Source organism: Paenibacillus sp. Z6-24, from assembly GCF_054161335.1.
In genome coordinates this window covers 2,973,563-2,988,644 of the sequence record NZ_CP096398.1, presented here as the reverse complement: position 1 = coordinate 2,988,644, position 15,082 = coordinate 2,973,563, and the positions used below count along the sequence as shown (strand labels likewise).

Sequence of the window (15,082 nt, the reverse complement as noted above, 5' to 3'; positions counted from 1 at the left end):
GGAGGAGATTAACCATGACTGAAATTCAACAAAGCACGGTAAATAAAGTACAAATTATTGGTGAAGCATTATCATCCATGCCATGGCAGGACAAACCGGAAGGATACGAATTCCCGGTATGGCGCCACAGTGCCAACCCGGTCATCGATCGCAATCCGGTCAAAGGAATCGCCCGTATTTTCAATAGCGCAGTCGTTCCCTATGAAGGCCGGTTCGTAGGCATATTCCGTGCGGAAACGGTGAATGGACGCCCGCATCTTCATCTGGGCTGGAGTGACAATGGGCTGGACTGGCAGATTGAAGAAGATCGCATTGAATTTCACGATGGAGCAGGCAATCCGTTTCAACCGAACTATGCCTATGATCCGCGCCTCGTGAAGGTCGAGGATACATATTATATTATCTGGTGTACCGATTTCTATGGAGCGGCGATTGGCTTTGCCAGCACCCAGGATTTCCAATCATTTACCCGTCTGGAGAATCCGTTCCTGCCGTTCAACCGCAACGGCGTATTGTTCCCACGCAAAGTGAACGGCAACTTCCTGATGCTGTCCCGTCCAAGTGACAGCGGACATACACCATTTGGTGATGTATTTGTCAGTGAAAGTCCGGATCTGGTCTACTGGGGCAAGCATCGCCATGTGATGAGCAAAGGCGGTCAGGGCTGGTGGCAGTCGGTCAAAATCGGCGGCGGTCCTGCACCGATCGAGACAAGCGAAGGGTGGCTGATGTTCTATCATGGCGTTACCAGTACATGCAACGGACTCGTATACAGCATGGGTGCGGTCATTCTCGACAAGGACGAGCCATCCCGGGTGAAATACCGCGCGTCGACATTCGTACTGACGCCGGAAGAATGGTATGAAGAGCGCGGATTTGTCGCCAATGTGATATTCCCGTGCGCGACACTGCATGATGCCGATACCGGCCGGATCGCTATTTATTATGGAGCGGCAGATACGTATGTAGGGGTTGCATACACGACAGTTGAAGAGATTGTCAGCTATGTGATCGAACACCATGAAGATATCGCGGATGATCAGGAAATTGGTCGCATGTAGGCAAGCCTGACTCGTAACGAAAGGAATGGAATACGGACTATATCAAGGGATTCACCTATGGCTGGATGAGCGGACGCGGCAGCTTCCGTACACCGGAAGCCAGAGAGTCGCTGCGCCTGATGCAGGAGCGCACCGGCAGCAATTATGTTATTTTTGCCCTCGCAGCACTGCAGGATACACCGCACTCCACCAAAGTGGATTACCGGGGAGAGCATATTGTGGATGATGAGGAACTGATCGATATGCTGGAGTATGCCCGTTCGCTGGGACTCCGGTTGATTATGAAACCGACAGTGAACTGCCGCAACGGCACATGGCGGGCACATATCAATTTCTTTGATGAGGATGTACCGTGTGAGCCCAAATGGCATGAGTGGTTCGCCAACTATACCGAATATCAGCGTCATTATGCGCGGATTGCCGAGCAAACCGGCTGCGAGATGATGATGGTGGGCAGTGAAATGGTGGGATACGGTGATGGGATCTCGTCCATGGGTGAGGGGATTCGGGTTGTGGGATTGGAATGCCGTACTGCATAATGAACAGGAAGCACTGAATGATGATGGGTACAGTGTCTATGGCAAGCCTGCCGAGCAGGTCATCCGGGAATTCTATAACTCACTGACGGAGTAGCCGCAGACAACAGGCTAAGCACCAATGACAAATGGAAGAGGGGGAAAGCCGATGGCAGCAGACATGTCTTTGGAGCAATTAAAGCAATACATGGGCAGCAGTCCGATCCCTGATGATTTTGATGCATACTGGGACAGGGGACTCGCCGAGCTGGACCGGCAGACGATGGAATATGAGCTTGTTCCAGCAGAATTTCATTCACCGGTAGCGCAGTGTTATCATCTGTATTTTACAGGTATCGGCGGCGCCCGTATTCACTGCAAACTGGTACGGCCAACCGCTCCATCCAACCTTCCGGCAGGAGGGCCAGGCATCGTGATGTTCCACGGATATGCCTGTGACAGCGGAGACTGGTTTGACAAAATCGGCTATGCCGCTCATGGTTTTACCGTACTGGCTATGGACTGCCGGGGACAGGGAGGCTGGTCGGAAGATACATTGACGGTCAAGGGAACGACGATTCGCGGACATTTTATTCGCGGTATCGATGATCCGGACCCGGACAGGCTGTACTTCCGTAACGTTTTCCTGGATACGGTACAGGCTGCACGTATCCTGATGTCGCTGGATGGCGTTGACCCGGAGCGGATCGGAGCTCATGGTCTGTCGCAGGGTGGTGCACTGACGGTAGCCTGCGCTGCTCTGGAACCGCGAGTGAAGATCGCTGTACCGGTCTATCCGTTCCTGTCGGATTACAAGCAGGCGAACCAGCTAAGTCCGACGACTTCTGCCTATGAGGAACTGGTCTACTATTTCCGGTTCTTCGATCCGCATCATCAGCGGGAGGCTGAGATCTTTGAACGGCTGGGCTATATCGATATTCAGAATCTGGCACCACGGATTCAGGCTGAGGTGCTGTGGGTCACCGGACTTGCGGATATTATCTGTCCGCCAGCGACCCAGTTTGCCGCCTATAACAAGATTACCTCAGCCAAGGAAATGCTGATTTATCATGAATACGGACATGAGTATTTGCCTGCTCTGGCTGACCGTACACTGGACAGGCTGATGCAGCTGACCAAATGATTTGTTGCATGTACTCATATTTCATTGTATAAGAATGTTAACGGACGATAATAACCGGACCTTCTCGGAGGCTCCGGTTATTATTTCATTTCAGGCCATAGTTTCCAGAAATAGGCTGCAGCCTGCACCGATAGACGGGCAGCAGTCAGGAACAGGCCATTTCGCCGTGTTCTGACTGATATTGAAGGAGTAAATAATAACCATGACATTGTTAAATGCCAGACAGCAGGATATTTTGCGGATTCTGCTGAACCGACCGGGCCAGTTTATCCAGATTCAGAGCATTGCCGATCAGCTGCACTGCTCGGAGAAGACCGTACGTAACGACTGCAAAATGATTGAACAGTATATAGCCGACTATCCGCCGACTGCGCTGATCCGTCGTCCGGGCGCCGACATTAGCCTGGACGTATCGGGTGAAATGGCGAATGCCATGCTGACCCGGCTGCAGACGGTACAATCTTCTGCGGCGGCAGTCGTCCCGGATAAAGAGCGGATCGTACAGATCGCCTACCGCTTGCTGATGAGCGCCGAGCCGCTGACTGCCCAGGAATTGGCCGACCGCTTCTATGTCAGTCGCAATACGATTCGCAGCGATCTGGATCTAATTGCCGACTGGCTGGAGCCCTTGCAGCTGCGGGTAGTCACCCGGCAGCGGATTGGCATGATCATTGAAGGAGAAGAGCGGTACAAGCGGCTGGCGCTGGTTCGGCTCAACCGACTCGCTGACAATGGAGAGCCTGCAGGCAAATGGCTGAAAAGCCAGTTCGCTGCTCATGAAGTGGATACGGTCTACCATGAGCTGGAAGCGTTATGCAGACGGCATCAGCTGTATTTCACGGATGAGACATTTGACAGCCTGGTCATACATATTCTGCTGATCAGCCGCCGGATCAAGCTGGGACAGCCGATTACAGTAACCGGACGCGAGATGGAAGAGATTCGCCGCAAGCGCGAATATGAATGGGCCCATGAGCTGTCGACAGCGCTGGGTAAAGTATTTGCCATATCGTTCCCGGAGATGGAGCAGTGCTATCTGGCGCTGCATCTGCTCGGCGGCAAGCTGCGCTACAAACCGGCTGTACCCGCTGAAGAACCGACAGCCGAAGAAAATGAACAACTGTCGGCAATTCTTGTAGAGCAGCTGGTACGCAAAATGTGCAGTCTCAACTTGATAGATTTTACCCTGGACGAGACGCTGATCAGCGGGCTGCATGTTCATCTGCGTACCACGCTGAATCGGCTGAATTATGGATTGCCGGTATCGAATCCGATGCTAAGTGAGATTAAGAAAATGTATCCGTACATGTTCGATATGATGGTGTCTGCAGTCGATGAGCTTAACCGGGAATACGGATTGAACATCCCAGAGGAAGAGATGGCTTATCTGACGCTGCATTTCCAGGCGGCGGTGGAGCGGCTCAATCACAGCAGTCACAAGCATAAGCAGGTAGTCATTGTCTGTCATATGGGGATCGGGATGTCCCAGCTGCTTTCTTCCCGGATTGAACGCAAATTCTACGCAGTCCATGTGGTCGGCTGCATTGCTCTGACCGAGCTGGATGAATTCCTTCGTCAGCATCAGGTCGATATGATCATCTCGACGATTGAACTGCCGCCTGTCAGCATCCCGCATATTGTCATTTCTCCTCTGCTGGAAGCAGGAGAGGAAAAAAAGCTGGAGGAGTTTATCCAAAAATCCGAGCATGCCCCGGCAGGACAGCCCCAGCAATCGGTACTGCTCAAATACACGACGCCTTTTCTCGTATTGCTTCAGCAGCAGGCGGAGCACCCGTATGAGATTATCGAGCGGCTCGGTCAACTGCTGCATCAAAAAGGTTTTGTGACCGCCGAATACGTGCACAGCGCCATTGTCCGGGAAAAGATGTCTGCTACGACAATCGGCATGGGAGTCGCTATCCCGCATGGCAGTCCGCAGCATATTGTGCAGTCGGCGATCGCTATTGCGACGCTGCAGCAGCCGCTGCGCTGGGGCAATGAATATGTATCGCTCGTATTCATGCTGGCGGTGCAAAATGATGATCAGCAGGAGACGCGCCTGCTTTTCCGCGAACTGTCGAGTATCAGTGAGAACCCGCTGCTCGTGCAGCGCCTGCGTGAACAACAGGATGTGATGACTTTTCTGAGCGGATTCTGACAGGCGGCTCCTCTTTTTCGACAATAAAACCGCTTTTACCGCATCTTCTGTCCGCTTCCGGTAAAAGGTTGAACATTTGGCACTCATTCTCCGGTTTATAATACATGTAAGCGTTACAACAATGGAGGATGATAAGCATGAAACTATTGGCAATTACCTCATGTCCTAACGGAATTGCGCATACGTATATGGCTGCAGAGAATCTGCAAAAAGCTGCCGACCAGCTCGGTGTACAGATGAAAATCGAGACGCAGGGCTCCATCGGCGTCGAGAATGAATTTACCGAACAGGATATTCGTGAAGCGGACGGCATTATTATCGCCGCGGACAAGACAGTCAACACTTCCCGGTTCAGCGGCAAACGGCTGCTGGTTGTCGGTGTACAGGATGGCATCCGCAAGCCGCAGGAACTGATCAAGCGTTTTAGCGAAGGACAGGTACCTGTTCATCAGGTAGAGAAAGGATCTTCCTCCGCCGGTAAGCAGGAGCGTCAGGATAAGCAGAATCCGATCTACCGCCATCTGATGAGCGGGGTATCGTACATGATTCCGTTTATCGTCGTCGGCGGTCTGCTGATTGCGATTGCACTGACGCTGGGCGGACAGAAGACACCGGGCGGGCTCGTGATACCGGATGGCTCGTTCTGGAAAACGATTGAGCAGATCGGTTCGGCATCCTTTACCTTTATGGTGCCGATTCTGGCGGGATTTATCGCCTATAGTATTGCTGACCGGCCGGGTATTGCGCCAGGGGTGATCGGTGGTTTTATCGCCGCTAACGGCAGTTTTTATCATAGTGAATCCGGTGCAGGATTTATCGGCGGGATCGTAGCCGGTTTCCTGGCAGGTTATGTGGCACTGGGCATCAAGAAGCTCAAGGTCCCGCGGGCGCTGCAGCCGATTATGCCGATTATCATTATTCCGATACTAGCGTCGCTTGTCGTTGGATTGGTGTTCGTCTATCTGATCGGAGCGCCAATCGCCCAGATTTTCGAGACGCTGACCGTATGGCTGGCGAGTATGCAGGGAACGAGTTCGGTACTGCTGGCGCTCATTCTTGGAGCAATGATTTCCTTTGATATGGGTGGACCGGTCAACAAGGTCGCTTTCCTGTTCGGTTCGGCGATGATCGGGGAAGGCAATTATGAGATTATGGGTCCGATTGCCGTAGCAATCTGTATTCCGCCAATTAGTATGGGACTGGCTACATTTATTGCCAAGCACAAATTCCGTCCGGCAGAACGTGAAGCCGGCAAAGCGGCATTCACCATGGGATTGTTCGGGATTACCGAAGGGGCGATCCCATTCGCAGCCCAGGACCCGCTGCGTGTCATTCCGAGTATTATGGTCGGTTCGATGACCGGATCAGTAATTGCCATGCTCGGTCACGTAGGAGACCGCGTCGCTCACGGCGGTCCGATCGTGGGTGTGCTGGGAGCTGTCGACAATGTCATTATGTTCTTTATCGCGATTATTGTCGGTGCAGTCGTCGGCGCACTGCTGATCACACTGCTCAAAAAGGCCGTCCCGCTGGAAGATTCCGTGCAGCTTGAAGGCATTCCTGCGGATATGATTGCCGACCATGCTCCGGCTCCATCAAATCATGTTTCTGTTCAGCCGGGCAGCACTTCCGTACCAGCATCCGCCGCTGCGGTATCTGCCAGCCATGCATTATCGTCTCCGGCAGCCGAAGAGACCCGGATCGAACAGCTAACCGATATTATGGATCTGGATCTAATCCGGCTCGATCTGCAGGGAGAGACGCGCGACCAGGTGATCGACGAGATGATCGATATTTTGGATCAACATGGCAAATTATCATCTGCACCCGATTTCAAGCAGGCAATTCTGGCACGTGAGCAGGAGAGCACGACAGGCATCGGCATGAATATCGCGATTCCACACGGCAAATCGCAGGCAGTTCAGCGTCCGGCAGTCGTGTTCGGCTTGAAGCGTGACGGAGTGGACTGGCACAGTATGGACGGTACGGATGCCCGGTTAATCTTTATGATCGCCGTACCGCGCAGCAGTCAGGGAAATGCCCATCTCAAGGTACTGCAAATGCTTTCCCGCAAATTAATGGACGAGCAGTACCGAAACCAATTGCTTCAGGTGAACAATCGTGAAGAGGCCTATCAACTGCTGAAGCAGATCCGTTAATGGGCATTGCTTTTTGGAGCAGACAGCATCTGCAATTCCATAATAAATAATGAAAAGGAGCACTGATCTTATGCAGTGCTCCTTTTGTCATTTGAAGACAATCCGTATGAAAGACATGTATTCCAGAGCTTGTAGGCACACTCCAACAACATTATGCGATCATTTATATTAAATTTTATAGGGAACGTTTTGTAATCTGCATTACAGAAGCGCAAATCAGGGTGGTTTATGATGAACATAACTCTGGTATGGATTATGCTATATAAGGAACAATAATCAAGAAGCACATAACGCTGGTCATTCGCAGCATAAAAAGGAGGGCAAAATGGTACAGTATGAGATGACAGAACATATCACATCACTTTTGCCGCAAATCAAAATATTTGAATCGCTTCCGGCAGAAGTTATCCATGAAATCGAACGATTGTTAACCAGATCCAATGTGTACACACTTGCCAAAAATTCTCTTTTTCAGACACCCGGTGATGAAAGAAAGGGTTTATTTTTCGTAATCACCGGTAAACTTCGCTTCTACAAGACCAACCCGGCCGGCAAACAACATACCGTCTGTATCCTCAGCGAAGGCGGTATATTTGGCGAACTTGATACCTTTTCACTGGGCGCCAAAGGGGCTTACGTAGAGACAATGGAAGACTCGATAGTGTTCTCGATTCCGACGGAGCAATTCGAACCGCTTTTGGTCAAGTACCCTGAGTTGTCTTTGCGATTCCTATCGGAAATGAGCAAACGTCTGCGAGATCAGGACGAATTGGTGGAGAAGCTGGTTTTTAGAGATTTACGAGGTAAAGTGCTGTACTTTCTCAATCGATTATCCCAAAAATTCGGCACTGAAGAAAAGGAATACCGTAAAATCGATATCCCTCTGACACATCAGGAATTGGCCGATATGATTGGCGCTACCCGGGAAGCGGTATCAGTGACCCTAAAGGAACTATCCAATGAAGGTATTCTTGTGACCAGTCGTCGCACGGTCATGATTCATATGGAGAAAACGATGCACGAACTGGCTTGATCACTTGCCTGTATCCAATTCCTTGGACGATATGTTTTCCTGTGTAATCCAGATTACGGAAGAATGATTCGTTCCGCGTTATGATCAATATCGTAACGTAATCACTACCAAACAGGACACGTACAGGAGGCATATAGACATGGGGAAATTGGAAGGGAAAGTAGCGGTTATTACAGGAGGAACAAGTGGTATCGGACTTACGACAGCGCAGCGATTCGTTGCAGAAGGAGCCTACGTATTTATCACCGGTCGCAGACAAAGCGAGCTGGACGCGGCCGTGCAATTGATCGCTGACCGGGTGACTGGCGTTCAGGGTGACATTTCCAATCTGGAAGACCTGGACAGGCTGTTTGCTGCGGTCAAACAGGAAAAAGGACATCTGGATATTCTGTTCGCCAATGCCGGGATTGGCAGCATTTTGCCCTTGGGTCAGATTACCGAAGAGCAGTATGACAAGACTTTCAACGTAAATGTAAAAGGGACTTTGTTTACTATTCAAAAAGCTTTGCCGCTGTTCCCTAATATGACGGGAACGATCATCTTAACCGGCTCGACAGCGGGTTCGGTCGGCGATGCAGGCTTTAGCGTCTATGGTGGTACCAAGGCGGCTCTTCGCCAGATGGCGCGGAACTGGATCACCGATCTGAAAGGCACGGGAATACGGCTTAATGTCGTGAGTCCCGGCTGGGTTCACACGCCAGCCTATGATGATCTGTTTGGCGAAGCGCTCAATCAAGTCGTGGAATCGGCAAAGAGTCTCGTGCCGCTAAGTCGCCTGGGCAAGACAGAAGAGATTGCCAGCGCGGTGGTGTTCCTGGCTTCGGAAGAAAGCAGCTATGTGAACGGCATCGAATTATTCGTAGATGGCGGTATCGCTCAAGTCTGACATTGAATGGTACAGGATAAGTTGTGATTCAAGTCCTTTCCCAATAAGTGTATATATCCAAACAGGCAGAGAAGTCTATACAGGCTCTCTGTCTATTTGTCATACCATAACGGATTAGACTGTACTGATCCATTATCAATTCATCCTCTCTTGAGGTTCCGATCTTGCTATTCATCGTTCTGATCGTGCCACTGGTGAGCGCGTCGGACAATATCCCGACAGTGATCTGCTTTGGCCTGCTGGTAACCGAAGGGATCATACTGGTAATCGTTTGTCAGCTGCCGCTTCAATTCCCCATACTGCAAGGCTTGCTCTGGATACCGGGCCAGATAGTCCCGGAACAGCAGATGATCGCTAACCTGCGGGTGTGATTGCTCATATACATGCAGATGATGGGTACGATGATCTCGGCCTTCTCTGTTACGGATAGAGTTAATGCCCGGAGGGAACGCCGTTCCATTCCCGTAGACTGTCTGCATTGTTGTAGTCACTTGCTATTTTCCAGTTTCCATTTTCATTCTGCATAATCAGCTTGCCGCCCAGCGGGATGGACTTGTTTGGTTTATCCAGATGCAAATCAAGCCGGTAGGACAGCCGGATCATCTGATCCGTATTGGAAACGGTACGCGAGCGGATGGTAATTTCCTTTGGAGTGATAGAGGTCTTTTCCTGAATGGCGATCTGCAAAGGGAATCCGGCAGAACGTTCTTTGCGAACCCACTCATAATATTCCGGCGTCAGCAGGGGTTTGATCATTTGCTGAATCTGCTTCAACTGGGCAGTTTCCTCGTCTTCATCATAAATATTCTCGACGGTATACTGTGTTTTCAAATACTTGGCGGCAGCTTTCATGGCCTCCTGTATCTGTACATCATTCAGGCCCACTATATCATCTGCTTGATGACCGGATTCATTTGTACGGGCGGCCTGAGCAGAGTTGGCATTGGGCGAATTACCGGTATCTGTACAGCCGAGCAAAATGGCTGTCAGCAGAGAGAGGCTCAGCAGGGGAGCGGTAATTTTACGCATGGCGTTCTCCTTTCATCGTATGCAGCAGATTTCGGCTGAAATCGCCGATTTTCCTTTTATGCAAAATATTTTGCTGCGCAAACATCCTCTGGGATGGAATCGATCACGTCATATAACCAGACGCTATCAAGTAACTGAACGGTTGGGCTGCTAGTCTTTCTGAAGCTGAATATATGAGTACAAATGAAGGAAGGAAAATGGTCGGTCAGGAGGAAGATCGTTGCCCGAAGAGCAGTAAAAGAAGTTGTTGCTCATTACATACCCAGCCGAGCGATTAAGAAAAGGGAATAAGTCACAAAAATGAAAAAAATGTAACTTTTTATAAAACAGTGAATACAGCAGGATATAGCGTATCCAAATATCTTCACAGTATATGAACCTGTATGAGAAGCTGCAGCAAATAGCCCGGCGGTATCGGGTCGCCAACATAGTAGATCAGCGACCATACTTTCGCCGATTAGACAGGTGTACAAACCCGTTAATAAATGAAGTGATTTACCAGGCAGCTACCTACAGGCTGTCTGATCATACTGGATTATATCCATCCAGCAGCCTGCAGAGGGCTGCCAGAAAGCGAAGTTATACAATGATGCGCTATCTGTTGCTGATCGTCTGGATTGGATTTATCGGCTATGCACTGCTGCTGTCGCCGGATCAGCCGGGACCGATCACCGGAATCATCTGGCTCGGGCTGATTCCGGTGATCGGTCTGCTGCTGTATATCTGGCAGACACGCCTGCCGGTAAATGAAGAACAGACCACTAAATGAACAACAGAAATGAACACTGCATCGGCATGCTATAATACCTGCAGCAGGAAATCATTCCAGATCAATAACCGAAGGAGATTGTAATCGTGCAGATGCTTTTTCATCAAATAACATCCCATGCAGATATCACTGTATATGAGACCCATGAATTGTACGGGGAGAAGGGGCATTTCCGGGTACTGCAGTTTGCCAATTCCGATATCCAGGGAGCACTCGATCTCCGTGACCCGCAGCGGATTGTTTTTGAATATCCCCGGGCGATCATTCATCTGCTGGAATATAATCTGGGGGACCCCCAGCATTTGTTTATGATCGGCCAGGGAATTGGTACACTTAGCCGTTATTTTGCCGATAGACAGATTCAGGTTGCCGAGCTGGACCGGACAGTAGCGGAGCTGAGTGTGGAATATTTTGGCTGCTCCTCTGATTCATTGTGGATTGGCGATGGCCGGGAACTGCTGGAGAGACAGCCGGATTGGCAGTATGACAGCGTCATTATCGATGCATTCGACGAATTGGGAACGCCGGATCAGCTGGTATCGCTGGAGTTTTTTACACTGGTGGATCACAAACTTCATGAACAGGGAGCACTGATCATGAATCTGATCGGCAGGGGTACGCATGATACACGGATTCATGCGATCTATACGACGCTATGTGAAGTGTTCCCTTATGTGCGCTGCTTTCAGCTGCCGGTGGAGAAGAATAGCGATGTACGCAATATTATTATGATGGGCAGCAAGCACCCGATTCGCTACCAGTCCCGCCAGCTGGCCGGATTTACCGAGGAACAGCCGGAGTATGCTTATATTATCAGGGACTGAACTGGATAATGAGCAGGGGATGTATTTCATCCACCTGCCAGTTTGTATACCAAAGTTATCTATTTATACAGACATCATTTTATAGGAGCCATTCGACATGGCCGATTCCAATACGAATTCTCGAAACAGCAAAAGCACTCTGCACAGTCATGATGAGCATGACAGTTACAGAGTGTTTTTTGGCTGTTAGCCGGAATATATCCATACATTCGTTGGTATTACACGCCTACTTTGGTTTCCTGTCCCAGTTGACGGCGGATATCCTGAGCGGCTTCGATCATTAGTTTCAGTGCAGCGACCGTCTCCGGATGGGCACGAGTCTTCAGACCGCAGTCGGGATTGATCCAGAACAGCTTCGGATCGAGTACACGCAGGGCGCGTTCGATCAGCTGTACCATTTCTTCCTTGGCCGGTACACGCGGGCTGTGGATATCGTACACGCCAAGACCGATCCCTTTATCATACCCATGCACTTCAAAGGAAGAGATCAGCTCGCCATGACTGCGCGATGTCTCGATCGAGATGACATCGGCGTCCATTGCCTTGATCGCATCGATAATATCATGGAATTCCGAATAGCACATGTGCGTATGAATCTGGGTCGTTTCCTTGACAGCAGCGGTAGAGAGACGGAACGAACCGACTGCCCAATCCAGATATTCCTGCCATTTGGAGCGCTTGAGCGGCAGACCTTCACGCAGTGCCGGCTCATCCACCTGGATCATCTCGATACCAGCTGCTTCCAGTGCCAGAATTTCGTCGGAAATGGCACGGGCAATCTGATACGATACCTGGCTGCGCGGAATATCATCTCGTACGAATGACCAGTTGAGAATCGTTACCGGACCCGTTAGCATGCCTTTAACCGGTTTGGAGGTGAGGGACTGTGCATATTTGGTTTCTTTGACTGTCATCGGCTCCACAAAATTCACATTGCCGTAGATGATCGGCGGTTTTACGCAGCGTGAGCCATACGATTGAACCCATCCGTTTTTGGTAAAGGCAAATCCGTCCAGCTGCTCTCCGAAAAATTCCACCATATCCGTACGCTCAAACTCACCATGAACAAGTACATCCAGTCCCAGTTCTTCCTGAATCTCGATCCATTCACGAATCTCCTGCTGGATAAACTGCTCGTACTGCTTCGGTGTCCATTCGCCGGTACGCCACAGGCGGCGCGCACGACGAACCTCAACTGTCTGCGGGAAGCTGCCGATCGTCGTCGTCGGCAGAACAGGCAGCTGCCATTTCTCATCATGGAGAGCACGACGCTCTTCAAATGGAACATTCCGTGTATCATTATCATTATTCGCTTGATCCGGATGCAGCGGGGAACGCCAGTCCGAACCCGCCAGCTGGGATACCGCTTTGCGGCTCTGTTCCAGCTCGGTCTGCACGGCAGCGCCGCCAATATTGGCTGCACGGGTCAACAGTGCCAGCTCAGCCAGCTTTTCGTCAGCAAAAGCGAGTGCATTTTGCAGAACAGGCTCCAGCGCGTTCTCATGACGGGTCGTTACCGGCACGAACTGCAGACTGCATGAAGGCTGCAGCAAAATGCGGTCACGCGATACCGTCTGGGCAATCACATTGATCAGTCCCAGCTTTTCCTCCAGATTAGAGCGCCATACATTACGACCGTCGATCAGACCGACGCCAATCACTTTATCTTCCGGGAAGCCCCAGTCATCCAGCGCATTCAGATTCTGTTCCAGACCGTAGACAAAGTCCAGACCAATCCCCTGCACCGGCAGATCGATCAGCTTGCCGAATCCGTCCACACCTTCAAAGTAGGTTTGTACCAGCAGATTACTGCTGCTGGACGCTTCGTTCAGCTGTGTATAGGCTTCCTGTACGAGTGTCCATTCGTCAGCGGACACTTCCAGAGCGAGGGAAGGCTCGTCGATCTGCACCCAGTTGGCGCCCGCCTGGTTCAGCTCGCTGAGCACCTGGGCGTACAGCGGTACCAGCTTGTTCAGCCAACCAGCGAATTCGCTGCTGTCATACCCTTTGGACAATTTGAGGAAGGTATACGGTCCGAGTAGTACCGGCTTGCCTTCCAGTCCAAGCTCCTGCTTGGCTTCCAGATACAGCTTTAGTACACGATTCTCGGTCAGCTGCGGTGTCAGATCGTTCAGCTCAGGCACGATATAATGGTAGTTGGTATTGAACCATTTGGTCATTTCACCGGCTGCCGCTTCCTTGGTTCCGCGGGCAATGCCAAAGTATTGTTCCAGCGATACTTCGCCGCCGGTATAACCGAACCGTGAAGGGACCAGACCAAAAGTGACAGCCGTATCCAGTACATGATCATAATACGAGAAGTCACCAACCGGGATCAGATCCACACCAGCCTGCTGCTGCTTGCGCAGATGATCAAGACGCAGACTTTTCATCGTATCCAGAAAAGTCTCTTTATCCGTCTTGCCACTCCAATAGCTTTCCAGTGTTTTTTTCCATTCACGCTGTTCACCGAGACGGGGGTAACCGAGGTTGCTGCTAAGTACTCTTGGCATTTTCATTTCCTCCCAGATTTGGATTGTAATACTATCGCTTAAGTTGTTTCTCATATTACAGCATTCAGGCACAGCGTGGTTATACGTTTTGGCTATACCATACAATGGCATGTGGCTATAGCAATGGAATCGCCGGTTATCCATCAGCCTCATCCCTTTTGGAAAAGGCAGATGTAATGGTAAGATAATAACGTTCGTACATAGATCAATCTGCCGTACAGCTGTCTGCATGACGTTCCCTTTGCGGGGAATACAGCGCGTAGATAGATGGACCGCAGTACGATTAGACACAGATGTACAGGTGAGAGGAGAGACTTGATGAGTTTTTTATACTTTTTTTACGGGTTTTTATGCCAGTGGGTGCTGGCACTGATTACATCGGCATTCAGCACGTCCGGTCTGGTCGGCAGCTGGATCGATAGCATCCCAATGCTGATTGCTTATGTCCTGTTTTATATCGGGTTTCAGAGATTAGAGCCGATCCAGCCTTTATTCACCAAAGGCAAAATCAGTGCGCTGATCCTGTTCGTACTGTCCCTGATTCCGATGTTCATTCCCGCCGGTACAACGGCACTCAGCCAACCCTGGTGGGGAACACTGCTGACACTGATCGTGATCATACCCGAGACATATATGATCTATTATCTGTGCATCGGTATCGGCGAGATCGCGGACAAACAGTATCAATCCAATCTGCAGGAAACTGCCAAAAAGCGCTGGCGCTTATTCATCTACTGCCAGGTAACCATTGTTCTGGCCCTGCTGTCCGGCCTGCTCGCCAATACAACCGATCCCAACACATGGACATTCGTATCCGGCATATTCAGCGTAATCTACGTCATACTGAACCTGGTCGTCTACATCCTGATGCTCACCCTCGTATGGCGCGCACACAAACAGCTGGAACTGCCTACCGAGCAAAAGCATCATCATTAAAGATTAAAGACTAAAGATTAGAATAGCAGGAGAATAACCCGACGACTAATCATGA

General features: G+C 50.5%; 14 protein-coding genes. 11 read left to right on the top strand and 3 right to left on the bottom strand.

The genetic code is table 11. The annotated features are described in order from the left end of the window. Positions 1–14 precede the first annotated feature (14 nt). The 8 genes from M1D61_RS12845 (at position 15) to M1D61_RS12810 (ending at position 8,956) form a co-directional block, all read left to right on the top strand. Positions 15–1,061 carry a glycoside hydrolase family 130 protein gene (locus M1D61_RS12845; protein ID WP_458118963.1) on the top strand — a complete coding sequence of 349 codons (1,047 nt, stop codon included), beginning with the start codon at positions 15–17 and terminating at the stop codon, positions 1,059–1,061. Between the two features lie 65 nt (positions 1,062–1,126). Continuing rightward, positions 1,127–1,600, top strand: a complete 474-nt coding sequence (locus M1D61_RS12840) for a glycoside hydrolase family 113 (RefSeq protein ID WP_458118962.1) — start codon at positions 1,127–1,129, stop codon at positions 1,598–1,600. Beyond that, on the top strand, positions 1,572–1,694 hold the full coding sequence (locus tag M1D61_RS12835; protein ID WP_458118960.1) for a hypothetical protein: 123 nt from the start codon (positions 1,572–1,574) through the stop codon (positions 1,692–1,694). The genes M1D61_RS12840 and M1D61_RS12835 overlap by 29 nt, the downstream gene beginning before the upstream one ends. 51 nt (positions 1,695–1,745) lie before the next feature. Beyond that, complete coding sequence (locus tag M1D61_RS12830; RefSeq protein WP_458118959.1) at positions 1,746–2,720, top strand: acetylxylan esterase; 975 nt, start codon at positions 1,746–1,748, stop codon at positions 2,718–2,720. Between the two features lie 202 nt (positions 2,721–2,922). Beyond that, complete coding sequence (locus M1D61_RS12825) at positions 2,923–4,878, top strand: BglG family transcription antiterminator (protein ID WP_458118958.1); 1,956 nt, start codon at positions 2,923–2,925, stop codon at positions 4,876–4,878. A gap of 137 nt (positions 4,879–5,015) precedes the next feature. Beyond that, positions 5,016–7,037 carry a fructose-specific PTS transporter subunit EIIC gene (locus M1D61_RS12820; protein WP_458118957.1) on the top strand — a complete coding sequence of 674 codons (2,022 nt, stop codon included), beginning with the start codon at positions 5,016–5,018 and terminating at the stop codon, positions 7,035–7,037. Between the two features lie 325 nt (positions 7,038–7,362). Continuing rightward, the gene (locus M1D61_RS12815; RefSeq protein ID WP_458118956.1) at positions 7,363–8,070 is read left to right on the top strand and encodes a Crp/Fnr family transcriptional regulator; all 708 of its coding nucleotides are present in this window, start codon (positions 7,363–7,365) and stop codon (positions 8,068–8,070) included. Between the two features lie 139 nt (positions 8,071–8,209). Beyond that, positions 8,210–8,956 (top strand): SDR family NAD(P)-dependent oxidoreductase, encoded by a 747-nt coding sequence (locus M1D61_RS12810; protein ID WP_458118954.1) that lies wholly within the window; start codon positions 8,210–8,212, stop codon positions 8,954–8,956. Positions 8,957–9,123: 167 nt separating this feature from the next. Here M1D61_RS12810 and M1D61_RS12805 read toward each other — a convergent pair whose 3' ends face one another. Both M1D61_RS12805 and M1D61_RS12800 read right to left on the bottom strand, forming a co-directional pair. Next, positions 9,124–9,447, bottom strand: a complete 324-nt coding sequence (locus M1D61_RS12805) for a GrpB family protein (RefSeq protein WP_458118953.1) — start codon at positions 9,445–9,447, stop codon at positions 9,124–9,126. Beyond that, positions 9,389–9,985, bottom strand: coding sequence for a hypothetical protein (locus M1D61_RS12800; RefSeq protein WP_458118952.1), 597 nt, complete (start codon positions 9,983–9,985; stop codon positions 9,389–9,391). Before M1D61_RS12800 ends, M1D61_RS12805 begins: the two co-directional genes overlap by 59 nt. A 586-nt stretch (positions 9,986–10,571) precedes the next feature. Here M1D61_RS12800 and M1D61_RS12795 point away from each other — a divergent pair. Beyond that, positions 10,572–10,754: a hypothetical protein gene (locus tag M1D61_RS12795; RefSeq protein WP_458118950.1), complete on the top strand. Its 183-nt coding sequence runs from the start codon at positions 10,572–10,574 to the stop codon at positions 10,752–10,754. Between the two features lie 86 nt (positions 10,755–10,840). Next, the gene (locus M1D61_RS12790) at positions 10,841–11,578 is read left to right on the top strand and encodes a spermidine synthase (RefSeq protein WP_458118948.1); all 738 of its coding nucleotides are present in this window, start codon (positions 10,841–10,843) and stop codon (positions 11,576–11,578) included. Positions 11,579–11,796: 218 nt separating this feature from the next. Here M1D61_RS12790 and metE read toward each other — a convergent pair whose 3' ends face one another. Continuing rightward, positions 11,797–14,091, bottom strand: a complete 2,295-nt coding sequence (gene metE / locus M1D61_RS12785) for a 5-methyltetrahydropteroyltriglutamate--homocysteine S-methyltransferase (protein ID WP_458118946.1) — start codon at positions 14,089–14,091, stop codon at positions 11,797–11,799. A 318-nt stretch (positions 14,092–14,409) separates the two neighbouring features. Between metE and M1D61_RS12780 the strand changes: the two genes are divergently transcribed. Then, a complete protein-coding gene (locus tag M1D61_RS12780) occupies positions 14,410–15,027 on the top strand; it encodes a hypothetical protein (protein WP_458118944.1) in 618 nt (205 codons plus the stop codon). The last annotated feature ends 55 nt before the right edge of the window (positions 15,028–15,082 follow it).

What these genes read in the sequence shown, in the direction of transcription:
- M1D61_RS12840 (WP_458118962.1), top strand. Translation starts at nt 1,127, where the DNA reads ATGAGCGGACGCGGCAGCTTCCGTACACCGGAAGCCAGAGAGTCGCTG.
- metE (WP_458118946.1), bottom strand. Translation starts at nt 14,091, where the DNA reads ATGCCAAGAGTACTTAGCAGCAACCTCGGTTACCCCCGTCTCGGTGAA.
- M1D61_RS12810 (WP_458118954.1), top strand. Translation starts at nt 8,210, where the DNA reads ATGGGGAAATTGGAAGGGAAAGTAGCGGTTATTACAGGAGGAACAAGT.
- M1D61_RS12830 (WP_458118959.1), top strand. Translation starts at nt 1,746, where the DNA reads ATGGCAGCAGACATGTCTTTGGAGCAATTAAAGCAATACATGGGCAGC.
- M1D61_RS12820 (WP_458118957.1), top strand. Translation starts at nt 5,016, where the DNA reads ATGAAACTATTGGCAATTACCTCATGTCCTAACGGAATTGCGCATACG.
- M1D61_RS12780 (WP_458118944.1), top strand. Translation starts at nt 14,410, where the DNA reads ATGAGTTTTTTATACTTTTTTTACGGGTTTTTATGCCAGTGGGTGCTG.
- M1D61_RS12800 (WP_458118952.1), bottom strand. Translation starts at nt 9,985, where the DNA reads ATGCGTAAAATTACCGCTCCCCTGCTGAGCCTCTCTCTGCTGACAGCC.
- M1D61_RS12825 (WP_458118958.1), top strand. Translation starts at nt 2,923, where the DNA reads ATGACATTGTTAAATGCCAGACAGCAGGATATTTTGCGGATTCTGCTG.
- M1D61_RS12795 (WP_458118950.1), top strand. Translation starts at nt 10,572, where the DNA reads ATGATGCGCTATCTGTTGCTGATCGTCTGGATTGGATTTATCGGCTAT.
- M1D61_RS12815 (WP_458118956.1), top strand. Translation starts at nt 7,363, where the DNA reads ATGGTACAGTATGAGATGACAGAACATATCACATCACTTTTGCCGCAA.
- M1D61_RS12845 (WP_458118963.1), top strand. Translation starts at nt 15, where the DNA reads ATGACTGAAATTCAACAAAGCACGGTAAATAAAGTACAAATTATTGGT.